Below are 22,494 nucleotides of genomic sequence, written 5' to 3'. Positions count from 1 at the left end.
TCTGCACACGAGAGGCCCGGGGTTCGCCCCGGGCCTCTTCTGCACGCGGCGGGGAGTCTGCCGGTTCTCCACGGGTCGCGGTTCCGGGGCGGGAGAGCGTGCCCCCGCTCCCCGATACTCGAGGGGTAGTCACGAAAGGAGCCGTACATGCATACTGTAAGCATGCCGAACGTCCTCATCCGCGACCTCGATCCGGGCGTGCATTCCGTGCTCGCCGCACGCGCGCGCGAGCGAGGACAGTCGCTTCAGCAGTATCTGTCGACGGAGCTCACTCGCCTCGCCTCGCGCCCGACGCTTTCGGAGTTCCTGAGCCGACGAGCGCGGCAGCCGGAGATGACCGCGCTCACCCCGGAGAGCATCGTCGCCGCCGTGCACGAGGGGCGCGCCGGGCGGTGATCGTCGTCGACGCCTCGATCGTCGTCGACCTGGTCTGCACCGGAACGTCGACCGGTGTCCTGGGGTCGCGGCTGGAGGACGAGTTTCTGCTTGCCCCGGAGCTGTTGCCGGTGGAGGTGGCCAGCGCTCTGCGGGGGCTCGAACGCGGCGGTGTCCTCGACGCCGCGGCGCTCGAATCCGCGGCCGGCGACCTCGCCCGCCTCCCGGTCGACCTGCATCCGACGCTCCCGCTGGTGCCGCGGATCCTCGCGCTGCGGGCGAACCTCACCGCCTACGACGCCGCGTACGTCGCGCTCGCCGCGGTGTTCGACTGCCCGCTCCTGACGCACGACCGGAGGCTCGCGCGGGCGGCCTCCGGTCTGTGCGCGGTCGAGGTGCCTAGCCCTTGACGGCGCCGGCGGCGAGACCCGAGCGCCAGTACTTCTGCAGCGTGAAGAACAGCGCGATGAGGGGGATCACGCCGAGCAGGGCCCCGAGCATGACGGCGCCCTTGTCGGGGGAGAAGTAGCTCATCATGCCGTAGAGGCCGAGCGTGACCGGCTTGAGGTCGGGGCTGGAGATCATCATGAGCGGGAGGAGGAAGTTGTTCCACGTGGCCACGAAGATGAACAGGAAGATCGTCACCATCGCGGGGCCGAGCAGCCGCAGCACGATCGTGAAGAAGATCCGGCCCTCACCGGCGCCGTCGATGCGGGCGGCTTCCAGCAGCTCCGTCGGCACCGAAGACTGCGCGTAGACCATGCCGAGGAAGACGCCGAACGGCGAGACCGCCGAGGGGATGATGATCGCCCACACCGTGTTCGTGAGGCCGAGCGCCTGGAACTCGATGTACAGCGGCACCGTGAGCAGGGCGACGGGCAGCAGGAGCCCCGCCATGATGATGCCGACCGCGAGCTTCTTCCCCGGGAAGGCGAACTTGGCGATCGCATAGCCGGCCATCACGGCGAACAGCGTGCCGATGACCCCGGCGCTGAGCGAGTAGAACAGGGAGTTGCCGACCCAGCGCCAGAACAGCCCCTGCGTCCAGCCCATGAGGCTGTCGTAGTTGGCGGCGAGGTTCGGCTCGGCGAACCAGAAGCCGAACGTCGACGTGAGGTCGGTGTTGTTCTTCGTCGAGGCGACCACGAGCCAGAACACCGGCACGAGGAAGTACAGCGTGGCGACGACGAGGGCGATGATGCCGAACGTGCGCGCGGCGGGGCCGGGGGCGATCGACGGGGGAGGGGCGTCCGCCGCCTGCGGCTTCCGGGAGCGCCGCTTCGTCGGCGGAGCCACGGTGACGAGTCGTGTGGTGGTCATGCGTCGCCCTTCCGCCGCTGGAGCAGTGCGTACACGATCGCGAGCACACCCGCGATGCCGGCCATGAGCAGCGAGTACGCCGACGCCGGACCGCTGCCCGACGGCGACAGCTCGCCCATCATCGTGTTGTAGGTGAGCATCATCGGCGTGAAGTCCTTGCCCATCCAGGAGTTCGCGGCCTCCAGGATGACCGGCTCGTTGAACAGCTGGATCGTGCCGATGATCGACAGCAGCACGGCCAGCAGCGCGGCACCGCGCACGAGCGGCACCTTGATGCGGGTCGCGATCTGGAATCCGGTCGCGCCGTCCAGGCGGGCGGCCTCGTAGAGGTCGCGGGGGATGGCCTGCAGGGCGCTCAGGAAGATGAGCATGTTGTAGCCCGTGTAGGTCCACGTCGTCATGTTCGCCATCGAGAAGAGGATCGTCTGCGGCGACATGAGGTCGGTCCCCTCGGGCAGATACGGCAGGAAGGGCGACACCTCGGGCGTGTAGAGGTAGAGCCACATCATCGCCGCGATGATGCCGGGGACCGCGTAGGGGAGGAAGAAGGCGAGGCGGAACAGGGCGGGGCGGCGCACGATGAACGAGTCCAGCAGCAGGGCCAGGGCGAGGGCCGCGATGATCATCACCGGGATCTGGAACGCCGCGTAGAGCACGACCCGTCCCATGCCGGCCCAGAACGCGCCGTCGGTCGCCGCCGCGGCGAAGTTGTCGAGGCCGACGAAGGTGTCGACGAGCTCGCCGCCGCCGTACAGGCCGCCGCCGGCGGGCACCTGCGCGAAGAACGACGACCGGACCGACACGATGATCGGGATGAGGAAGACGACGGCGAACAGCAGCGCGAACGGCGCCATGAACAGCCACCCGGTCAGCCCCTCCCGTCGGATCCGCGATCGCCTGGTCGACGGGGCGACGGGGCGGCGCGCGGGAGGGAGCGGCGCCGCTGCCCTCGTCTCGGTCACTGTGGCCATGATGTGCCTCTCGCTCTCACGACGACGGCGGAGTGCACGATCGCCCGTGCACTCCGCCGTCGTTCATCCGATGATGCCGTCCGGTCCGGTCATTCCGCGACCGGGAGGCCGAGGTCCTTGAGCGACGCGACGGCCGTGTCCTGCGCCGTCGTGAAGATGTCGGCGACCGAGGCCGTGCCGGCGGCGGCCGCGGCGGCCGTCTCGTTCATGTTCGCCAGGGTCGAGAAGCCGGGGGCGTAGGGGAAGTCGGGGTTGAGGTTCTCGGTGGCGGTGCCGAGCTCGGCGAGCACATCCTGGCCACCGAACTGCCGCAGCATCTTCTCGGGGGTCTCCACCTCACCCTTCGCGGCGACGACGAGACCCTGCGACGCGAGGTCGTCGACCTGCGTGTTGAACCAGTCGTTGAACTCCATGGCGGCCTCGGGGTTCTCGCAGCCCTTCATGACCGAGACGCCGGAGCCGCCGTCGGGGCCGCTCATCGCCCCGGCGCCGAAGTCCGGGAGCTGGGCGACGCGCCACTGCCCCTCGGCCGGGGTGCCGTCCAGCGAGTCGAGAAGGAAGCCGGCCTCCCAGGCCGCGCCGACGTGGCCGATGAGGCTGCCGTCGTTCAGCGCCGCCGTGAAGCCCTCGCCCCAGCGCTCGGTCGCGAGAGTCTGCTTGCCGTCGAGTAGGCCCTGCCAGAAGGCGGCGACGCGCTCGGAGCCGGCGCCCTCGGCGTCCACCTTCCACTCCTCGCCCTCGGTGGAGAACCAGGTGTCGCCGGCGGCCGCGGCCTGTCCGGAGAGCCAGTTCTGTGCCTCGTCCGGAGTGAAGGCGGTGACGAACTTGCCGGCGGCGGCGGCCGTGGCGGAGGCGGCGGTCAGGTCGTCGAGCGTGGCCGGGGCGTCGAGGCCGAGCGCCTCGAACTCCGCGGTGTTGTAGAAGTAGACGAGGGGCCCGGTGTCCTGCGGGAGGCCGACGATGGCGTCGCCGACCCGCATGCCGCTGAACGCGCCGGCCGAGTAGTGGTCCTCGTACTTCTCGGCCTCCGCGGCGACGTCCTCCAGCAGACCCTTCACATAGAGCTGCGGCACCTCGGAGTATCCGGTCTGCGCGAGGCACGGGCCGTTCCCGGCCTTGATGTCGGTCTCGAGCTTGAGGATCATGTCGCTGGCCTTGCCGTCGAACTTCGTGGCCGTGACCTGGATGTCGGGGTGCTCCTCGTTCCAGCGGTCGACGATCTCCGCGACCGTGGTCATGCCCTCGCCGTCCGGGAGGCGGTGCATGTACTCGATGGTGACGGGCTCACCGCCGGCGTCGCCGCCCCCGGATGCGGCCGGCGCGCAGGCCGCGAGTCCGAACGCCGACACCGCGCCGAGGGCGACGACCGCGGCGACGCGGGGGGTGCGTGAGGTGGGTGCCATGCTGTTCTCCTCTTTGAGGTCATGTTCCTGCGGATCGCCCGAAGCGGGGACGCGGCGAGGGTGCGCCGTCGATCACATGCACATCAAATCAGAAAATGTTTGCGCTCACAAGACGCGGAATCGCGGGACGGGGACGAATTCGGATGCCGCGGAGGGAGCGCTGACATCGATCGGCGGCGTCGGGACGCGGTCGCGCGCGGCCGGACACGGCGGCCCTCCCGCTGAGGGGATCGCCGCCCGGGTACGACGAAACACCCGCACGAGCCGTGCGGGTGTTTCGAACCGAGGGGCTACGCCTTCTCTAGTTCGTCTTCGTCTTCGTCTGCGTACTCGTCGGCCCACTTGTCGACGTAGGCGTCTTCGTCGGAGTCGCTCGAGTGCGCGAGCTCGCGCTCCAGCGCCGAGTAGTTCACCGACGGACTGTACGCCTTGAGTTCGCGGGCGATCTTTGTGTGCTTCGCCTTCTGACGGCCACGGCCCATGCCTGAGACCCCCTCACGAGTTAAGCTGCGGGCAGACAGGCGCCCGAGTCATTCACGACACCGGCTCGAGGCCGGTAAGAGTAGCATTCAGGATAGCACGCGGGGAACAGACCCTGGCCGCGGCCAGGCCGGCGAAGGGAGCGATCTCCATGACCGACAGCACCTCCACTCCGTCCGATGAGGCCACGCAGAACGCCGCTCTGCAGAAGGCCGTGATCGTCGGGATGCAGCTCGACCAGGACCCGCACGTTCTCGATGAGGCCGTCCGCTTCGCCCGGCTGCTGAACGCCCCGCTCGTGGTGGCCCACGTCGACATCACGCGCTTCGTCACCTACGAGGATCCGGACGGCTACGTGCACTCCGCTCCCATCGACATCAACTTCGACGCGGGGGCTGCCGAGTTCGAGGCCGTCGAGGCGGCTGCGGCCACGATGCTCGACGGCAAGGGAGTCACCTGGACCGCTCGGCAGCTCGTCGGCGACCCGGCGCTGGCCATCAAGCAGCTCGCGAACAAGCTCGACGCGCAGCTCATCGTCGTCGGTACCCGCAAGCGCGGTATCGGTGAGTCCATCCGGGAGTTCTTCACCGGCTCGGTCGCCGCGCGCCTCGCCCATCGCCAGCACCGCTCCGTGCTCGTCGTCCCCCTGGGGGAGTCCGTACCGGACGAGCAGAAGGAGATCTGGCCGGAGTGATCCGCACACGACGAGGCCCCGCCGACGGATGTCGACGGGGCCTCGTGCGGTCATGCCAGGGGCTCAGGAGTCCGGTTGACTCAGCGCCACCGTCACGCTCCGGGCGGCCTGGTCCAGCGCGTTCTCGAGGTCGGTGACCACCGACGACGGGAGGACGCCGCCCTTGGCGACATGGGTGCGCAGGTCGGTGCGGATGCGGGCGCGGAAGGCGTTCACGACGGCGTCCGCGCGGTGCAGCTCCTCGCGGCTGGTCAGCCGTGCATCGTCGCCCGCGGTGCGCGGCCTGTTCTTCGCCGCCGCCCGGTCGTCCTTGGTGGCCGTCGCCAGGTCGGCGCGAAGACTCTTCATCGCCTCCTGCACGCTCTGGCGCACCTCGTTCGCGATGAGACGGACGGTGTCGGTGATGCCCGCCTCGATGTCGGCGAGGTCGCTCTGGCGCGAGGCCAGCTCGGCGCGTCCGGCCTCGGTGATCGCGTAGATCGTCGTGCGTCCGTCGACGGTCTTGGTGACCAGCCCCTCCTCCTCGAGCTTCGCCAGGCGCGGGTAGATGGTGCCGGCGCTCGGCGTGTACGTGCCGCCCGTCCGGTCCGTGAGGGACTGGATGATGCCGTAGCCGTGCTGCGGGGACTCCGCGAGCAGCGACAGCAGGTACAGGCGCAGATCGCCGTGGGAGAAGACCGCGGGGCTCATGCTTCCCACTCCGGATCGTTCTCGATGGTCTGCGGAGCGCGGCGGAGGACCGTGACCCCTCCGGAGACGGAGTTGGCGCGGAGGTCGACGAAGCGTCCCGCGAGCTCCCCGGTGGTGCCGTTGTAGGTGCTCGGTCCGGACGAGCTGCGCTCGACCCCGTCGATGAGCAGGCGGCCGCTGAGCGAGCGGATGAGGTAGTTCGCCGCGAGGGACTCGTCGAGCCGCACCGTGGTGCCGCCGGAGACCGAGTTCACGGTGATCGTGTTGACGTCGCCCGCCGCGTCCACCAGCGTCGCGCCGGAGACGATGTCGACCGTGGCCTTGCGGATGGCGCCCGTGACGGCCACGTCGCCGGAGACGCTGTTGGCGCTGAGCGAGCCGGTGAGGTTGCGGATCTGCACGTCACCGGAGACCGAGTTCACGCTGAGGTCGCCGATGAGGGTGTCGACGATGATGTCGCCGGACACGGTGTTGAGACGGGTGTCGTTGCGGATGCCCGACACGAGGGCGCCGGCGCTCACGACGCCGAGGGTCAGGGCGATGCTGCGCGGGACGGCCACGCTCACCTCGGCGCGCGGACCGTCGGAGCCGAAGTTCCGGAACACCTCGAGGAAGTTGTCCCAGCCGAGCTGCGGGTGGTCGATCTCGACCTCGCCGTCGCGGGACTCGATCCGGAGGTCCTTGGTGGTGACGCCGTGCACCTCGATCCGGATGCCGGGTTCGTCGTGGGCGATGACGTCGACCTGTCCGCCGACGAGGCCCACCTTGAGCCGGGTCGCGGAGGCGATGTCGATGACGCGTTCCTCGCCGGGGGCGATGAGCCACTTCTCGGTCATGTCTGCTTCTCCTGTGTCGAGGGATTCACGATATATCGTGTTGCCGTCACGATAACACGATATATCTCGATCCCGTCACCCCTCTTTCCTTCGAATCGCCTGATTGGTCCCATATCGGCCGGAAATCGAGCCAATCAAGCGATTCGAACGGGGTTGACCTTGACGTAACGGCAACTTCTACTGTGGAGGGGAACGACACGGAAGGGTGGGCGGGATGAGCGAGAAGGACTGGTCGATCCAGGAGATCGCACGACTGGCGGGGACGACGAGCCGCACGCTGCGGCATTACGACGACATCGGGTTGCTGCCTCCGTCGCGCATCGCGGCCAACGGGTACCGGCACTACGACGCGGCGGCGCTCGTGCGGCTGCAGCGGATCCTCCTGCTGCGGGAGCTCGGGCTCGGACTGCCGCAGATCGCGGAGGTGCTGGGCCCTTCGACAGGCTCAGGGACCCAGGGCGGGGGCTCAGGGACCCAGGGCGGGGGCTCGGCGGCGGAGGCGTCGGCGCTCGAGACACACCTCGCGCTGCTGCGCGAGGAGCAGACCAGGCTGGCGCGGCAGATCGCGTCGGTCGAATCCACCATCACGGCATTGAGAGGAGGTGAGAACCTCATGGCAGAGAACATGTTCGACGGCTTCGACCACACGCAGTACAAGCAGGAGGTCGAGGGCCGCTGGGGGAAGAAGGCCTACGCCGACAGCGACCGCTGGTGGCGCGGGATGAGCGACGCCGAGCGTGCCGAGTGGCAGCAGCGCGTGTCCGACCTCGGACGCGACTGGATCGCCGCGGCGGAGAGCGGTATCGATCCCGCGTCCGCCGAGGCGCAGGAGCTCGCGCGCCGTCACGTGGCCTGGCTCACGGGCATCCCGGGCACTCCCGCCGCCGCGCTCCGGCAGGGACCGGACGCGGATGCCAAGGCCTACGTCATCGGTCTCGGCGAGATGTACGTCGCAGATCCGCGCTTCGGCGCGAACTACGCGACGTCCGCGGGTGGGACGCAGGGCGCGGAGTTCGTCCGCGACGCGCTCCGCATCTACGCGGAAGCCTCCCTCTGATCCGTCGAGCGGCCCCCTTGCGTGCGACCCACCCCGCTGCGGTCGTACTCAAGGGGGTGGCTCGCACGCAAGGGGGTGGATCGGGGGAGGAGGGGAGGGCGTAGGGTCGTGCCATGACGGGGCGACGGAAGCGGGGGCGCGACGACCGCCCCGCGTCCGGAGCCTTCGCGGCGGCGGCGACGGCTTACGCGGCGAACTGCGCCCTCGGGCTCGCGGTGGCGGCGCGGCTCATCGACACGCGCCGCTTCCGCTGGGTGCACCACGCCCTCTACATCCTGACCTGCGCGACGGCCGGACTCGCCGTCGTCGCGGGTCTCGCCACCCGCACGCCGCGCACCCGTCGCGCCGCCCTCGCTCTCCTCCCCGCCGCCGTCCCCCTGGCCGCGATCCCCTACGCCGGGACGCACACCCGGCGGCACCCGCTCGTCGCCCTCACGGCGGCCCCCTTCGTCCTCGCGGGCCTCGTGGTCTCGCGCCTGCCCTCCGACCGGAAGTGACCGCATGGAACTGCTCGACGCCATCCGCCGCCGCAAGACCACGAACGGGGCGTTCCTGCCCGACCCGGTCTCCGAGGAGCACCAGCGCATCCTCCTGGAAGCGGCCGGGCGCGCGCCCTCGCAGCTCAACAGCCAGCCCTGGCGCTTCGTGGTGATCGAGAACAGGGACACGATCGACGAGATCGCGCGCATCTCCGGCGAGAGCATGACGGAGGCCATGTCGAACGGCACGTTCTTCGAGCGGTACAAGCCGTACTTCCGCTTCAGCCAGGAGGAGATGGAGGAGAAGCGCAGCGGCATGCTGTTCGACAAGCTCCCCGCGCCGCTTCGGCCCTTCACGTCCCAGGTGTTCACGAAGCGCGGCCAGACGCTCATGAACACGTTCGGCGTGCCGAAGACGCTGGGCTCGGAGAATCGCAAGCTCGTCGCCGGATCGCCGCTGCTCCTGGGCGTCATGCTCGACCGCAGCGAGTACCGGCCCGGGCAGCTGTCGTCGTTCTACTCCGTGTTCAGCATGGGGGCGGCCATGGAGAACGTCTGGCTGACCACGGTCGAGCTGGGCATGGGCATCCAGTTCATCTCGTTCCCGATGGAGGTGCCGGGGCGCTGGGACGAGATCGTCCGGCTGCTGCGGGTGCCCGACGATCTCGAGCTCATGGCCGTGTACCGGCTCGGATACCTGCCGCCGGAGCAGCGTCGCCCGGCGATCGACTGGTCCAGCAGCCAGCGCAAGCTCGTGTCGCAGTACGTGTTCCGCGAGGACTGCGACACCCCGCAGCAGGGGTGGGACGCGCCGCCGACGCGGACCTGAGTCAGGAGCCCCCGACCGTCCGCGGCACCTCCGGGAGATCGTTCAGCGCCGGTCCCTCGATGCGCGTGCCGTCCGCGGCGAACCGCGACGCGTGCAGCGGGCAGTCCCACGTGCACTCGGCGTCGTTCCAGTCGAGGACGCCGCCCAGGTGCGTGCAGACGGCGCTGACGGCCCTGGTCACGCCGTCGACCGTGGAGATGGCGACCGGGCGACCGCCGCGGTTCGCCACGACGCCCTCGCCCTCCGCGGGCTGTGGCACGGGGACCGGCGTGGTCTCGGCCTCGACCCAGCCCTTCGTGGCCGCGGCGGCCACCTTCGCACCCTCGACGGCCCCCCGTGCGAGATCGGCGGGGACGGTGAGCCGGGTGCCGAGGCGCAGCATCCAGGACGGACGCTCGCGGCGCTTCGTCCCGATGATCTCCTCCGTGAGCCGCAGGGCCGCAGCGGGCGCGTTCGACAGCCCCCATTTCGCGTACCCGGTGGCGATGCGGATGCGCCCGAGGCCGCGCGGCAGGGCGCCGACGAACGGGATGAGGTTGTGCGACTGGTAGTCCTGCGCGGACCAGCGGTGGGTCTCCTCCGCATCCGGGAAGTGCAGGCGGGTCCAGTCCACGAGGTCGTCGATCGCCGCGGTCTCGCCGTCCGAGCGGCCGACCGGATGCCCGTTGCCGCCGACGACGAGCTGCGCGGTGTCGGCGGGGCCGTCGGCGGCGGACACCGGCCGGATGGACCGCGTCGGGCCGTCGGCGGAGATGAACGTGCCCTCCGGCACCCCGCCGGAGACCCGGAACGAGACGCAGTACGACCGCATCCCGGCGACCTTGGAGAAGTACAGGCCGCGGTCGAGGATCGGGGTCCCCGTCGCGAGGACGATGTGCTCGGCGAACATCGGGCCCGCCGTCGTCTCCACCCGCGGCTCCGGCAGGGCGTGGGCGCCGGTCACGCGGACGCCGGTGTGCAGCGTGCCGCCTCCCGCGAGGAACTCCTTCGCGAGCGCGTCGGCGACGGCGACCGGGTCGATCGTCACCTGCGAATCGAGGGCGACCGCGCCCGCGACGGGGAACGGCGTCGACAGCTCGCCCGCGGTGAGCAGCCGGGTCGGAAGCCCCGCCTCCCGTGCGGCGGAGTGCTGGGCTCGGACCGCCTCGAGCCCGTCCGGACCCTGGGCGTAGGTGTGGTCGGTCCGCTCGGTGTAACTCAGGCCCGCGCTGTCGGCGAAGCCGGTGAGCCACTCCATGCCGGCCCGGTTGGCGTCGACGTACGCCTGGACGAGGGCCGCCGGATGGTGCCTGCGGATGGTGGCGAGCTGCTGCCCCTGGAGGAGCGAGAGCTTGCCCGTGTTGCCGCCCGTCGACAGCTCCGCCACGTCCCCCGCGTCGACGACCACGACGTCGAGTCCGGCGCGGGTCAGGAGCACCGCGGTCGAGAGGCCGGTGAGCCCCGCCCCCACGATCAGCACGTCGTGCTGCGCGCCGGGATCGAAGGGAGTGCCGTGGGGTGCGTCCTGGTCGACCTTCCAGAGGGGCTTCATGCCGACAGTCAACGCCTGTCCCCGCCCCCACCCCAACGCCTTGACATCCGACGGTCGCGCTGTCATGCGGCGACTACAGTGGCGAGCGTGAGTCTCCGTCGTGTCCTGCTCGTCGCGCTCGGCGGCACGCTCGGGACGGCGGCGCGTCTGGGCCTCGGACTCCTCGTGGACGATCCCGGCGGCTTCCCCCTCGCGGTGCTGCTGGCCAACGTGCTGGGCGCCCTGCTCATCGGGGTCGTGGCGGCGCGGCTCCCGGCCTCGGCGGAGCTGCGGCTGCTGCTCGGCACCGGCGTCCTCGGCGGCTTCACGACCTATAGCGCCCTCATGACCGGGACGTTGGCCCTGTGGGGGTCGGCTCCGCTCCTCGCCGCCGCGTATGCCGTGGGCAGTCTCGTCCTCGGTCTCCTCGCGGCGGCCGTGGGGCTCCGGCTGGGGCGCCCGCGCCGGGGAGGGGTGTCGTGAGTCCACTGCTGTTCCTCGCGGCCGCGCTCGCCGGGGGCATCGGCGCCGTCCTGCGGTATCTCGTCGACCTCGGCGTCGCGCGGCTCGCCGGCCGGCGGTTCCCGTGGGGGATCCTCGTCGTCAACCTCACCGGCTCGTTCGCGCTGGGGCTCGTGACGACGGCGCTGCCGGACGCGGCGTTCGTGCTCGGCGCCGGCCTCCTCGGAGGCTATACGACCTTCAGCACCGCGATGCTCGATGCGGTCGCGCTGTGGCGGGACGGCGAGCGCGGCGCCGCGGTGTTCGACGCGGTCGGCATGCTCGTGCTCGGTCTCCTCGCCGCGGGGCTGGGGCTCGCGCTGGGCGCCGCGCTCTAGATCGACGCTTGCGAAGAGCCGACGTGCCGCGCTACTCTCGCTGCTAATCGTTTAACGCTAAACGGTTAACATCGCGCACCGCCTTCTCGTGCACCCGTCAAAGGAGACCTCGATGCCCCGCACCTCTCGCCGCGCCCTGGGCGCCCTCGCCGCCTCCGCGGCCGCCGTCCTGGCGCTCTCCGCCTGCTCCTCCTCCGCGACCGGGGAGTCGTCGGGCGGCGACATCACCCTCAGCTACGCGATCTGGGACGAGAACCAGAAGCCCGCGATGGAGGACATCGCCGCCGCGTACACCGAGGAGCACCCGAACGTCACGATCGAGATCCAGGTCACGCCGTACAAGGAGTACTTCACCAAGCTCCAGACCGCGGTGACGGGCGGCTCGGCCGCCGACGTGTTCTGGATGAACGGCCCGAACTTCCAGCTCTACGCCTCGAACGGACAGCTCGCCCCGCTCGACGACGTGGACGCGGCCGACTACCCCCAGGGGCTCGTCGACCTCTACACCTACGACGACGCGCTCTACGGCGCCCCCAAGGACTTCGACACCGTCGCGCTCTGGTACAACAAGGCGCTGTTCGACGCCGCGGGGGTGGAGTATCCGAGCGCGGGCTGGACCTGGGACGACTTCCGTTCCGCGGCCGCGAAGCTGACTGACCCGGCGAAGGGCCAGTTCGGCGTCGCCGCGAGCCAGTACGGCCAGGAGAACTTCTACAACTCCATCGCGCAGGCCGGCGGCGAGGTCATCTCCGCGGACGGCACCCAGAGCGGATACGGCTCCCCCGAGGCTCTCGAGGGCATCGAGCTGTGGACCGACCTCATCGCCGACGGCTCCTCGCCCACGGCGCAGCAGATGACGGACACGAACCCGGAGGACTTCTTCCTGTCCGGCAAGGTCGCCATGTTCCAGAACGGCTCCTGGGCCGCCATCGCCTACGCGGACAACGCGGACATCGGGGGCAGCGTCGACGTGGCGCCGCTGCCGGCGGGTCCGGAGGGCAACCAGAGCGTGATCCACGGCGTCGGGAACGTCGCGAACGCCAAGAGCGCGCACGTGGAGGAGGCCAAGGACTTCGCCGCCTTCGCGAGCGGCGAGCAGGCCGCGAAGATCCAGGCCGAGACCGGCACCGTGATCCCCGCGTACAACGGCACGCAGCAGGCCTGGGTCGACGCCCTCCCGCAGTACGACCTGCAGGTCTACATCGACGCGCTGGAGACGGCCGTCCCGTACCCCGTGTCGAAGAACACCTCCGCGTGGACGAGCATCGAGAGCGAGGCGCTGTCCCAGGTGTGGTCCGGAGCGGTCTCCCCGAAGGACGGACTGCAGGATCTCGCCGCGCAGATGCAGACCGCGCTGGACGCCGAGCAGGAGTGACCGGATGACCGTCCTCGCGCCTCGCGCGGTCGCCCCCGCCGCCGGACGGACCCCGGAGGCCCCGCCCTCCGGGGTCCGCCGGCGGCGCCGCACGCCCGGTGCCTCGCCGTGGTGGGCTCTGGTGTTCCTCGGGCCCACCGCCCTGGGCCTCGCCGTGTTCTACCTGTGGCCGACCGTGCGCACGCTCATCATCTCCTTCACGAAGTCGGGGCCGTTCGGCGGCGCGGAGTGGATCGGGTTCGAGAACTACGTCCGGCTGTTCCAGGATCCGGAGCTCCTCGGGGCCCTCCGCAACACCGCGGTCTACACGGTGATCGCGCTCATCGGCATCCCCCTCGCGGTCGGGATCGCCGCGCTGCTGAACACCACCGGTCTCAAGGGCCGCAGCGCCTATCGCACGCTCTACTTCATCCCCGTCGTCACCATGCCCGCGGCGATCGCGCTCGTGTGGCGCATGATCTACAACGGCGACTACGGCGTGCTGAACGCGGCCCTCGGCGCGGTCGGCATCGAGGGGCGGAGCTGGCTGACCGATCCGAACACCGCGCTGGTCGCGATCGCCGTCGTCGGCATCTGGGCGGGCCTCGGGACCAACATCGTCATCTTCCTCGCCGGGCTCCAGGGCATCCCCGACACGATCATGGAGGCGGCCGACCTCGACGGGGCGGGCCCCGTACGCAAGTTCTTCTCGATCACGATCCCGCTGCTGTCGCCCTCGATCTTCTTCGTCAGCGTCATCAGCGTGATCGGGGCGCTGCAGGTGTTCGATCTCATCTACATGATGCTCGGGCGCAGCAACCCCGCGATGCCGAACACCCGCACCGTCGTCTACCTGTTCTACGAGGCGGGCTTCCTCGACAACGACCGCGGCTACGCCGCCGCCGTCGCCTTCCTCCTGCTGCTGATCATCCTCGTGCTGACGATCGTGCAGTTCCGGCTGCAGAAGAAGTGGGTGCACTATGAGTGACGTCTCCCTCGACACCCGCGCGGTCGTCGGTGCCGCCCCCGCACGATCGCGGAGGGCGGGCACCCCACGGAACCGCGGGCTGTGGATCGTGCACGTCGTGCTCATCGTCGGCGCCGCGCTCATGGTGTTCCCGTTCGTCTGGCAGCTGCTGACCTCGTTCAAGACGCTGTCCGACTCGGTGCAGGTGCCGCCGTCGTTCCTCCCGCGCGAGTGGGTGTTCACCAACTTCGCCGAGGTCTTCGACTCGATGCCGTTCGGGCAGATGTTCCTGAACTCCGTGCTCCTCACGGTCGGCCGCACGGTCGGGCAGGTCGCCCTGTGCACCATGGCGGGCTACGCGTTCGCGCGCATCGCCTTCCCGGGCCGGAACGCCCTGTTCGTCGTGTTCCTCTCGGTGCTCATGGTGCCCTCGCAGCTCTACCTGCTGCCGCAGTACGAGATCATCCAGGCGCTCGGCTGGCTGAACACGCTGCAGGCGCTCATCGTGCCCGGCATCTTCAGCGCCTTCGGGACCTTCCTGATGCGGCAGTTCTTCCTCTCGATGCCGGCCGAGCTGGAGGAGGCGGCGCGCATCGACGGGGCGAATCCGTGGCAGACCTTCTGGCGGATCATGGTTCCGCTCGCGAAGCCTGGCATCATCGCACTTGTGGTGTTCACTGTGCTGTGGTCCTGGAACGATCTGCTGTGGCCGCTGATCGTGACGACCGATCCGGCGAAGATGCCGCTGTCGGTCGGACTCTCGCAGCTCGTCGGCATCCACGGCACCGACTACCCGGTGCTCATGGCGGGTGCCCTGCTGGCGACCCTGCCCATGCTGGTGACGTTCATGATCCTGCAGCGGCAGTTCATCCAGGGCATCGCGTTCAGCGGGACGAAGGGCTGAGACATGGCACAGCGTGAGCACGCCCCGAGCCGCCGCCCGACCCTGCGGATGGTGGCCGAACGTGCCGGAGTGTCGACCGCGACCGTCTCGTACGTGTTCTCCGGGCGAGCAGGGGCCAGCGGGGCGGGCGTGGCCGAGGCCACCGCGGCGCGGGTGCTCGCGGCGGCGGACGAGCTCAACTACCGGCCGAACACGGCCGCGAGGGCGATCCGCACGGGTCGCAGCGGCATGGTGCAGCTCTCCCTGCACATGCTGAGCGATCCGTGGTCGCTGGCGGTGGCCGACGCCGTGAACGCCGAGGCGAACCGGCACGGGCTGACGACGCTGATCCTCGCCGACGGCGACTGGCACGCGGCCCTCGACCGTGTCGAGAGCGACGTGGCGTATCTCGACGGCGTCGGCCTGGACGAGGAGGACGCGCGACGGCTGGGCGACCTCGTCAAGCGCGGCCAGCGGCTCGTGGTGTTCTCGGAGCACCTGGAGCCGGACGGCTTCGACGTCATCCGTTCGGACGCGATCCCGGGGTGCGAGCTCGCGATGGATCACCTGCTGGAGCGGCACACGGCCATCGGCTGCATCGCCGCGGAGGGTGCCGTCCGCCTCGCGGGAACCCAGGTCACGCGCTACACGCCGTACGTCGAGAAGCTCGCGGCGGCCGGCATCTCCCCGGATCCGGCGTGGACCGTGACCTATGCGGAGACCCAGGCCAGCGCCTTCACCGCCGCGATCGAGCTGCTGTCGCAGGAGAACCGCCCGGACGCCGTGTACGCGACGACCGACTTCGCCGCGATCGCCGCGATCAACGCCGCGCACATGCTCGGGCTTCGCGTGCCGCACGACGTCGCGGTGATCGGTGTCGGGAACACGCCGGACGCACGGCTCATCGCGCCCACCCTCACCACCGTCGGCCCCACGGACTTCTACGAGCGTCAGGCGCGGATCATCGTCGAGAAGGCGCTCGAGGGCGACCCCTCGCCCGGGGCGCTGCACGAGTTCCCCTGGGCCCTCGTCCCCGGCGGCTCGACCGACCTCGACGCCCCGGCAACCCGCGGCCGCTGAGCCGCCCCCTTTTCTCCCCCTCTGTCACGAAGGACTTCTGTTGGACCTCCACATCGGCATCATCGGCTTCGGCGCGCGCTCCACCCTCCAGGAGGAGGTGCACCGGCCGGGGCACGGCTCCCGCATCACCGCCGTCTGCGACCTCGCCCCCCGCGCCCGCGAGGACGCCAGGGCGCTCGTCCCCGACGCGCTCATCACCGACTCCCTCGACGAGCTGCTCGCATCCGGCGTCGACGCCGTCATGGTGCTGACCCCGGACGACACGCACGCCGCCCTGACCATCCGGGCGCTGGAGGCCGGGGTGCCCGTCTTCTGCGAGAAGCCCCTCGCGATCGATCTCGCCGACGCCGACCGCATGCTGGAGACCGCGCGACGCACCGGCACCCGGCTCTACATCGGCCACAACATGCGGCACATGCCCGTGATCACCCTCATGCGCGGGCTCATCCAGGACGGGCGCATCGGGCAGGTGAAGGCCGTGTGGGTGCGGCACTTCGTGGGGCACGGCGGCGACTTCTACTTCAAGGACTGGCACGCCGACCGGAGCCGCACCACCGGACTCCTCCTGCAGAAGGGGGCGCACGACCTCGACATCATCCACTGGCTGGCCGGCGCGTACACCGAGCAGGTGGCGGCGATGGGCGGCCTGAGCGTCTATGGCGACATCACCGACCGGCGGGACCGCACGGGGGAGCGGATGCCCGACTGGTTCAGCATGGACAACTGGCCGCCGACCGCGCTCACGGGACTCCACCCCGTCGTCGATGTCGAGGACATCTCGATGGTGAACCTGAGGCTGGAGGGCGGGATCTTCGCGTCGTACCAGCAGTGCCACTTCACCCCGGACTACTGGCGGAACTACACCGTGATCGGCACCGAGGGGCGCATCGAGAACTTCGGCGACGTGGCCGGCAGCGAGGTGAGGCTGTGGAACCGTCGGCATGCCGGGGCGGCCGACGCGGACGAGGTGTTCATCGTGCCCGAGGTGCCCGACGCCGGACACGACGGTGCCGACGCGCTGCTCGTGGCCGAGTTCCTCCGGTTCGTGCGGCACGGTGGTCTCACGGCGACCTCTCCCGTCGCGGCGCGGGAGGCCGTGGCCGCCGGGATCCTCGCGACCGCGTCCCTCCGGGGCGACGGCTCCGCGATCTCCGTCCCCCCGCTCGACCCCGAGCTCGTCGCCTACTTCGAGCGCGGCCAGACCCCCTCCTCCTCCGCTTCTTCCTCCGCCGCCTGACCCACCGGCAGGGGAGTGCAATAGGGCACCCGAACCGCGTCTCCCAGGCACGTTTCTGATCCCGCAGCGAGGGGGGAGGGGGAGAGGGGCGGGGCTCTCAGGGAGTTCACACCGGAGCGAATGTACAAACGTACATGTACGGATGTCCAGGGGGTGAGCGATGGCGGAGAGCGCGCGTCGGCGGCGTGATCCCGAAGCGCGCCGTCGGGAGATCGTCACGGCTGCCGCCGAGCTCATCGTCGAGGTCGGGGCCGACGCCATCACGCACCGCATGGTCGCCGCCCGCGCCGGAGTGCCGCTCGGGGCGACCACCCAGTACTTCGACACCCTCGACGACCTGCGCAGCGCCGCCTTCCGTGCCCTCGCGGACGAGATCGAATGCCGGCTCGACGGGGTGCGGCAGGCCCTCGCCGAACGCGGAGCCGGGGCCGACGTCATCGCCGCGCTCGTCCACGACAGCATCCACGACGGACACGCCGTGCAGGCGGATCGAGCGGTGGTCACGGCGGCCGTCCACGATCCGCGTCTGCGCGAGCTCGCGCGCCACCTGTCCGACCGCCTCGTCGACCTCCTGGAGCCGACCTATGGCGCCGACCGGGCCCGAGCGGCGATGATCTTCATCGACGGCGTCATGTGGAGCACGCAGATCCGCGACGTCGATCTCGAACAGTCCTTCCTCGAATCCGCACTGGCGCGGATCCTCGGAGAACCTCTCTCCCTCCCATCCGCAGCGACCGCCACCCCCTGACACCGAGGACCACGCCTTGTCGAAACTCGCCATCCTCAGCCTGAAGAACCGCGCCCTCATCGCGCTCGTGACGATCGTCGCCGCGGTGTTCGGCGGGCTCGCGCTGACCAACCTCAAGCAGGAGCTCATCCCGTCGCTCGAGCTGCCGGCACTCGTGGTCATGACCACGTACCCCGGCGCCTCGCCCGAGGTGGTCGAGAACGACGTCTCGACGCCGATCGAGTCGGCCATCCAGGGGGTTCCCGACCTGGAGTCGACCACCGCGACGAGCACGACCAATGCGTCCATCGTGCAGGCGATGTTCTCGTACGGCACGAACCTCGCGACCGCGGAGCAGAAGATCCAGCAGGCGATCAACCGCATCTCCTCGCAGCTGCCGGAGGACGTCACGCCGCAGGTGCTCTCGGTCTCGATCGACGACTTCCCGGTGATCCAGGTGGCGGTCACCGGCTTCGACGACGCGGACAACGCCCAGGCGCAGCTCGAGAGCGTCGCGATCCCCGACCTCGAGGACGTCGACGGGGTGAACGCGGCCGAGATCGTCGGCGGCGTCGGACAGCGCATCACCATCACCCCCGACCTCGCGAAGCTCGCCGCCGCCGGACAGAGCAGCGAGGCGATCAGCACGGCACTCCAGCAGAACGGCACCCTGTTCCCCGGCGGCGAGATCACCGAGGATGACGAGACCCTCACGGTGCAGACCGGAGCGAAGATCACCTCGGTCGACGAGATCGCCGCCCTGCCGCTCGTCGGCACCGCGGTCACCATCGGCGACGTCGCGACGGTGGAGCAGGTGTCCGACCCGGTGACCTCGATCTCCCGCGTCGACGGCGAGGACGCCCTGTCGATCTCCATCACGAAGCTCCCCGCCGCCAACACGGTCGAGGTGTCGCAGGGGGTCATCGCGGCCCTCGACGAGATCGGGGAGGCGCTCCCCGACGCGGAGTTCACGGTCGTGTTCGACCAGGCGCCGTTCATCGTGCAGTCCATCGACACCCTCGCCACGGAGGGTCTGCTCGGTCTCGTGATGGCCGTGCTCGTGATCCTCGTGTTCCTGATGTCGGTGCGCTCGACCCTGGTCACCGCGATCTCGATCCCGACCTCGGTCCTCATCACCTTCATCGGGCTGCAGGCGTTCGGCTACTCCCTCAACGTGCTGACCCTCGGGGCGCTCACGATCGCGATCGGCCGCGTGGTCGACGACTCGATCGTGGTGATCGAGAACATCAAGCGCCACTACGTGGGCGACGCGGACAAGGGCGACGCGATCCGTCTCGCCGTGCGCGAGGTCGCCGCCGCCATCACCGCCTCGACCATCACGACGGTGGCGGTGTTCCTGCCGATCGTGTTCGTGGGCGACATGGTGGGCGAGCTGTTCCGTCCGTTCGCGATGACCGTCACGATCGCCATGGTCGCGTCGCTCTTCGTGGCGCTGACGATCGTCCCGGTGCTCGCGTACTGGTTCCTCAAGCCCGGCAAGCCGCTCCTCGACGACCAGGGGAACGCGATCGACCCGGAGGACCCGGCCGCCCCGCCGACGCGGCTGCAGCGCGGCTACCGGCCCATCCTCGGCTGGACGCTGAAGCACTCGGGCATCACGGTCGCGCTCGCGGTGGTGGTCCTCGCCGGGACCCTCGCCGCCGCCCCGCTGATGAAGGTGAACTTCCTCAGCGACTCCGGTCAGAACACCATGACCGTGACGCAGGACCTCGGGCCGACCGCGAGCCTGCAGGCGAAGTCCGACGCCGCCGTCCCCGTCGAGGAGGCGCTCCTCGACATCGACGGCATCGAGCACGTGCAGGCCTCCATCGGGTCGAGCGGCTCCGCGCTGCGCGACGCGTTCTCCGGCGGTGCGGGCATCACGTACTCCGTGCTCACCGACGGCGACGCCGACCAGGAGAAGCTGCGCGCCGAGGTGCAGGACGCGATCGACGGCCTCGGCGACGAGGTCGGCGAGGTCGCCGTCGCGGCGTCCGCCGGCTTCGGCTCCAGCGACATCGAGATCACCGTGTCGGCCGCGAGCGGCGACGACCTCGCCACCGCGACCTCCGCCGTGGTGGACGAGCTCGACGGCCGCGAGGGCATCGGGCAGGTGACCGACAACCTCGCCGAGGCGCTGCCGTACATCGCCGTGGTCGTGGATCGCGAGGCCGCCGCCCAGGTCGGGCTGTCCGAGGTCGCCGTCGGGTCGATCGTGTCGAACACGATGCGTCCGCAGCAGATCGGCTCGGTGGAGATCGACGACACCGCGCTGACCGTGTACCTCGTCAACCCGGAGCCGCCGACGACCGTCGACGCCCTCCAGCAGCTCGCGATCCCCACCGCGGCGGGCATCGTGCCGCTGGAGGACATCGCGACCGTGGAGCAGCGCAACGGTCCGACCTCGATCACCACCGAGCAGGGACGGCGCACCGCGACCGTCACCGTGCCGCCCGCATCGGACAACCTCGCGGTCGCCACCCAGTCGGTCACCGAGGCGCTCGCCGCCGCGGACCTGCCGGACGGCGCCTCGGCCGAGGTCGGCGGCGTCGCCTCGCAGCAGGCCGACTCGTTCGCGCAGCTCGGCCTGGCGATGCTCGCCGCGATCCTCATCGTGTACGTGGTGATGGTGGCGACGTTCAAGTCGTTGCGTCAGCCGCTGCTGCTGCTGATCTCGGTGCCGTTCGCGGCGACCGGCGCCATCCTGCTGCAGATCATCACGGGCGTACCGCTGGGCGTGGCCTCGCTGATCGGCGTGCTGATGCTCATCGGCATCGTGGTGACGAACGCGATCGTGCTCGTCGACCTCGTGAACCAGTACCGGGAGAAGGGACTGTCGACCGCGGAGGCGGTGATGGCGGGAGGGGAGAAGCGTCTGCGCCCGATCCTCATGACCGCGCTCGCCACCATCCTCGCCCTCACCCCGATGGCGCTCGGGATCACCGGGCACGGCGGCTTCATCTCGCAGCCGCTGGCGATCGTGGTGATCGGCGGGCTCGTCTCCTCGACCGTGCTGACGCTCATCGTGCTGCCGACCCTGTACAACCTCGTCGAGGGGGCGCGGGAGCGCCGTCGCGCGCGGAAGGGCGAGCCGCACGACGATGGCGCCCCGGTCCCCGTGCACACGGACGGCACGCCGGTCAGCCGGCGCGAGCTGCGCGAGAACCACGGCGAGTAGTCGCGCGTCCGCAACGCGGAGAAAGAGCCCCGGTCCCGTCGAGGAGACGAGGATCGGGGCCCTTCCGCGTGTGTTCTCCGGACCGGTGGACCGCGGTCAGGCGAAGGAGAGGCCCCACTCCACGGTCCAGGTCTCGCCCGGGGCCAGGCGTCTCAGGCCGCGGCCGCTGTTGAGGGCATCAGCCGGGGCGGTCATCGGCTCGATCGCGACGGCGAGCGGCGTACCGGGATAGTTCGTGGCCGTGTACACCTGCACGAAGTCGAAGCCCTCGCCCTGCCAGAGCGTGACGGTCCGGCCGTCGGGGGCGGTGAGGGTGTGCCGCACCCGGCCGTCCGGGTCGCGGTCGAGGTCGGTGAACCCGGTGTCGAGCGAGACGTCGCCGACGCGGATGCCCTCGCGCAGCTCGGGATCGGCGGGACGGGTGCCGATCGGGAGCATGCGGTCATCCGTCTCGAAGGCGGTGCGGGCGGGCACCCGGAGGACGAGGTCGTGCGGGTCGACATCGCCGATCGTGGGGAACGGGTGTGTGCCGACCGCGACGGGCGCGGGGGAGTCGGACCAGTTGGTGAGCGTGTGCGTGACCTCGATGCCGTCCGCGGTGAGGACATACGCGACGGACGTCTCGATCAGGTACGGGTAGCCGGTCTGCGGGAAGACGGTCGCCCGCAGCGTCGCGGCGCCCTCCGTCTGCTCGATGGCGTACGCCGTGAAGCGCAGCAGGCCGTGACTGGCGTTGTCCGTCTTCGGCTCGGTGATCGCGAGCTGGCGCACGGTGCCCTCGTCGTCCCAGCGGCCGTCGCGCACCCGGTTGGGCCAGGGGGTCAGCACGACGCCCGAGCACGACGGCGTCGGGATGTCGAGCGGATACGGGGAGATGAGATCGACCTCGCCGATCCGGAGGGCACGGAGAGAGGCGCCGACCTGGGCGATCTGCGCGGTCACGTCGCCGAGACGGAGATGGACCTGGGTGCCGGTGGGAGAGACGGAGTTCACCTCGACATCGTAGTGCCGCAGGCCGCCGGAGTGCGGGGGTCTCCCAGGGATGCCGGGTAGACTGAGACGGTCGGCTTCGGACACCCGCGCAGGGCGCGGACGTTTTTCAGTGTGTGAAGTGTGAGTCCAGGGGCCGATGGTGCGCGTCGATCGACGCGAATCAACCATCACAGGAATGGCCCCGGCCGCAGATCGTCCGGACTCCGCTGGATCGGAGTGCTCGCGCGTGCGCGCAGCGCTGTTCTCGTGCGAGAACGCAAGAAGGACACCCGAATGCCCAAGAACAAGAAGCCCCGCGGCGGTCGCGCCGCCGCGAACTTCGAGCCGCGCTACGGCGCCAAGAAGACCTCGTTCCACGACCGCCACCGTCCGGCCGGCGGTCGGGACACGGCTCGCGACGAGCGTCCCGCACGCGACGACCGCGAGGGTCGCGCGACCGGCGGGTACGACCGTCGCCCCGGGAGCCGCAGCCCCGGGCACCGCGGCTACCGCCCGGAGGAGGCCGAGTCCGGTGCTCCGAAGCGCCGCTGGAGCTCCCAGGAGCGCGCCGGTCGCGACGAGGCCCGCAGCATCCGCAACCGTGCGGAGTCCG

Annotated in this window: 23 protein-coding genes and 1 pseudogene; 16 read left to right on the top strand and 8 right to left on the bottom strand. The window is 70.3% G+C overall.

Translation table 11 applies throughout. The annotated features are described in order from the left end of the window. The first annotated feature begins 162 nt into the window (after positions 1-162). Together D8M34_RS12555 and D8M34_RS12550 are read left to right on the top strand one after the other, a co-directional pair. The gene (locus tag D8M34_RS12555) at positions 163-396 is read left to right on the top strand and encodes a FitA-like ribbon-helix-helix domain-containing protein (RefSeq protein ID WP_025104709.1); all 234 of its coding nucleotides are present in this window, start codon (positions 163-165) and stop codon (positions 394-396) included. Beyond that, on the top strand, positions 393-785 hold the full coding sequence (locus tag D8M34_RS12550; RefSeq protein ID WP_025104708.1) for a type II toxin-antitoxin system VapC family toxin: 393 nt from the start codon (positions 393-395) through the stop codon (positions 783-785). The genes D8M34_RS12555 and D8M34_RS12550 overlap by 4 nt, the downstream gene beginning before the upstream one ends. On the opposite strand, the gene D8M34_RS12545 is transcribed toward D8M34_RS12550, so the two are convergent. From D8M34_RS12545 to D8M34_RS12530, 4 genes are all read right to left on the bottom strand, one after another. Next, on the bottom strand, positions 775-1,695 hold the full coding sequence (locus tag D8M34_RS12545; RefSeq protein WP_062637376.1) for a carbohydrate ABC transporter permease: 921 nt from the start codon (positions 1,693-1,695) through the stop codon (positions 775-777). The two genes, D8M34_RS12550 and D8M34_RS12545, sit on opposite strands and share 11 nt — an antisense overlap. Beyond that, on the bottom strand, positions 1,692-2,666 hold the full coding sequence (locus D8M34_RS12540; RefSeq protein WP_025104707.1) for a carbohydrate ABC transporter permease: 975 nt from the start codon (positions 2,664-2,666) through the stop codon (positions 1,692-1,694). Before D8M34_RS12540 ends, D8M34_RS12545 begins: the two co-directional genes overlap by 4 nt. 89 nt (positions 2,667-2,755) lie before the next feature. Continuing rightward, positions 2,756-4,069: an ABC transporter substrate-binding protein gene (locus D8M34_RS12535; protein ID WP_062766151.1), complete on the bottom strand. Its 1,314-nt coding sequence runs from the start codon at positions 4,067-4,069 to the stop codon at positions 2,756-2,758. Between the two features lie 290 nt (positions 4,070-4,359). Beyond that, positions 4,360-4,551 (bottom strand): DUF3073 domain-containing protein, encoded by a 192-nt coding sequence (locus D8M34_RS12530; RefSeq protein WP_025104705.1) that lies wholly within the window; start codon positions 4,549-4,551, stop codon positions 4,360-4,362. Between the two features lie 149 nt (positions 4,552-4,700). On the opposite strand from D8M34_RS12530, the gene D8M34_RS12525 reads away from it, so the two are divergent. After that, positions 4,701-5,243: a universal stress protein gene (locus tag D8M34_RS12525; RefSeq protein ID WP_025104704.1), complete on the top strand. Its 543-nt coding sequence runs from the start codon at positions 4,701-4,703 to the stop codon at positions 5,241-5,243. Between the two features lie 63 nt (positions 5,244-5,306). Here D8M34_RS12525 and D8M34_RS12520 read toward each other — a convergent pair whose 3' ends face one another. Together D8M34_RS12520 and D8M34_RS12515 are read right to left on the bottom strand one after the other, a co-directional pair. After that, positions 5,307-5,933, bottom strand: a complete 627-nt coding sequence (locus D8M34_RS12520) for a PadR family transcriptional regulator (RefSeq protein ID WP_060922301.1) — start codon at positions 5,931-5,933, stop codon at positions 5,307-5,309. Then, positions 5,930-6,769, bottom strand: a complete 840-nt coding sequence (locus tag D8M34_RS12515; RefSeq protein WP_126894171.1) for a DUF4097 family beta strand repeat-containing protein — start codon at positions 6,767-6,769, stop codon at positions 5,930-5,932. The genes D8M34_RS12520 and D8M34_RS12515 overlap by 4 nt, the downstream gene beginning before the upstream one ends. A gap of 214 nt (positions 6,770-6,983) precedes the next feature. On the opposite strand from D8M34_RS12515, the gene D8M34_RS12510 reads away from it, so the two are divergent. From D8M34_RS12510 to D8M34_RS12500, 3 genes are all read left to right on the top strand, one after another. Further along, positions 6,984-7,826, top strand: coding sequence for a MerR family transcriptional regulator (locus D8M34_RS12510; RefSeq protein WP_126894170.1), 843 nt, complete (start codon positions 6,984-6,986; stop codon positions 7,824-7,826). A 113-nt stretch (positions 7,827-7,939) separates the two neighbouring features. Next, on the top strand, positions 7,940-8,323 hold the full coding sequence (locus D8M34_RS12505) for a hypothetical protein (protein ID WP_126894169.1): 384 nt from the start codon (positions 7,940-7,942) through the stop codon (positions 8,321-8,323). A gap of 4 nt (positions 8,324-8,327) precedes the next feature. Continuing rightward, entirely contained in the window at positions 8,328-9,134 is an 807-nt protein-coding gene (locus D8M34_RS12500) for a nitroreductase family protein (RefSeq protein ID WP_126894168.1), read from the top strand. Between the two features lies 1 nt (position 9,135). Here the strand turns inward: D8M34_RS12500 and D8M34_RS12495 are convergent, their stop codons facing one another. Continuing rightward, a complete protein-coding gene (locus tag D8M34_RS12495; RefSeq protein WP_126894167.1) occupies positions 9,136-10,665 on the bottom strand; it encodes an FAD-dependent oxidoreductase in 1,530 nt (509 codons plus the stop codon). Between the two features lie 87 nt (positions 10,666-10,752). Here D8M34_RS12495 and D8M34_RS12490 point away from each other — a divergent pair, with 87 nt between their 5' ends. From D8M34_RS12490 to D8M34_RS12450, 9 genes are all read left to right on the top strand, one after another. After that, entirely contained in the window at positions 10,753-11,127 is a 375-nt protein-coding gene (locus D8M34_RS12490) for a fluoride efflux transporter FluC (RefSeq protein WP_238695654.1), read from the top strand. Next, complete coding sequence (locus D8M34_RS12485; RefSeq protein ID WP_126894165.1) at positions 11,124-11,483, top strand: fluoride efflux transporter FluC; 360 nt, start codon at positions 11,124-11,126, stop codon at positions 11,481-11,483. Before D8M34_RS12490 ends, D8M34_RS12485 begins: the two co-directional genes overlap by 4 nt. 112 nt (positions 11,484-11,595) lie before the next feature. Further along, positions 11,596-12,858: an ABC transporter substrate-binding protein gene (locus D8M34_RS12480; RefSeq protein ID WP_126894164.1), complete on the top strand. Its 1,263-nt coding sequence runs from the start codon at positions 11,596-11,598 to the stop codon at positions 12,856-12,858. 4 nt (positions 12,859-12,862) lie between these two features. Then, positions 12,863-13,825 (top strand): carbohydrate ABC transporter permease, encoded by a 963-nt coding sequence (locus D8M34_RS12475; RefSeq protein ID WP_062637352.1) that lies wholly within the window; start codon positions 12,863-12,865, stop codon positions 13,823-13,825. Then, positions 13,818-14,708 carry a carbohydrate ABC transporter permease gene (locus tag D8M34_RS12470; protein ID WP_025104693.1) on the top strand — a complete coding sequence of 297 codons (891 nt, stop codon included), beginning with the start codon at positions 13,818-13,820 and terminating at the stop codon, positions 14,706-14,708. The genes D8M34_RS12475 and D8M34_RS12470 overlap by 8 nt, the downstream gene beginning before the upstream one ends. Positions 14,709-14,711: 3 nt before the next feature. Continuing rightward, complete coding sequence (locus tag D8M34_RS12465) at positions 14,712-15,767, top strand: LacI family DNA-binding transcriptional regulator (protein ID WP_126894163.1); 1,056 nt, start codon at positions 14,712-14,714, stop codon at positions 15,765-15,767. A 40-nt stretch (positions 15,768-15,807) separates the two neighbouring features. Beyond that, positions 15,808-17,004: a Gfo/Idh/MocA family protein gene (locus D8M34_RS12460; RefSeq protein WP_202976262.1), complete on the top strand. Its 1,197-nt coding sequence runs from the start codon at positions 15,808-15,810 to the stop codon at positions 17,002-17,004. Positions 17,005-17,164: 160 nt separating this feature from the next. Continuing rightward, on the top strand, positions 17,165-17,752 hold the full coding sequence (locus D8M34_RS12455; RefSeq protein ID WP_126894162.1) for a TetR/AcrR family transcriptional regulator: 588 nt from the start codon (positions 17,165-17,167) through the stop codon (positions 17,750-17,752). 16 nt (positions 17,753-17,768) lie between these two features. Beyond that, positions 17,769-20,909, top strand: a complete 3,141-nt coding sequence (locus tag D8M34_RS12450) for an efflux RND transporter permease subunit (RefSeq protein ID WP_126894161.1) — start codon at positions 17,769-17,771, stop codon at positions 20,907-20,909. A 96-nt stretch (positions 20,910-21,005) separates the two neighbouring features. Here the strand turns inward: D8M34_RS12450 and D8M34_RS12445 are convergent, their stop codons facing one another. After that, on the bottom strand, positions 21,006-21,902 hold the full coding sequence (locus D8M34_RS12445) for an aldose 1-epimerase family protein (RefSeq protein WP_025104688.1): 897 nt from the start codon (positions 21,900-21,902) through the stop codon (positions 21,006-21,008). Positions 21,903-22,175: 273 nt separating this feature from the next. Here D8M34_RS12445 and D8M34_RS12440 point away from each other — a divergent pair. Next, a pseudogene (locus tag D8M34_RS12440) lies at positions 22,176-22,494 on the top strand (DEAD/DEAH box helicase); the annotation flags it as partial.

It is taken from the genome of Microbacterium sp. HSID17254 (assembly GCF_003989315.1).
Taxonomy (GTDB): domain Bacteria; phylum Actinomycetota; class Actinomycetes; order Actinomycetales; family Microbacteriaceae; genus Microbacterium.
The sequence above is the reverse complement of the archived record's forward strand: the minus strand, read 5'-3'. Positions and strand labels throughout refer to the sequence as shown.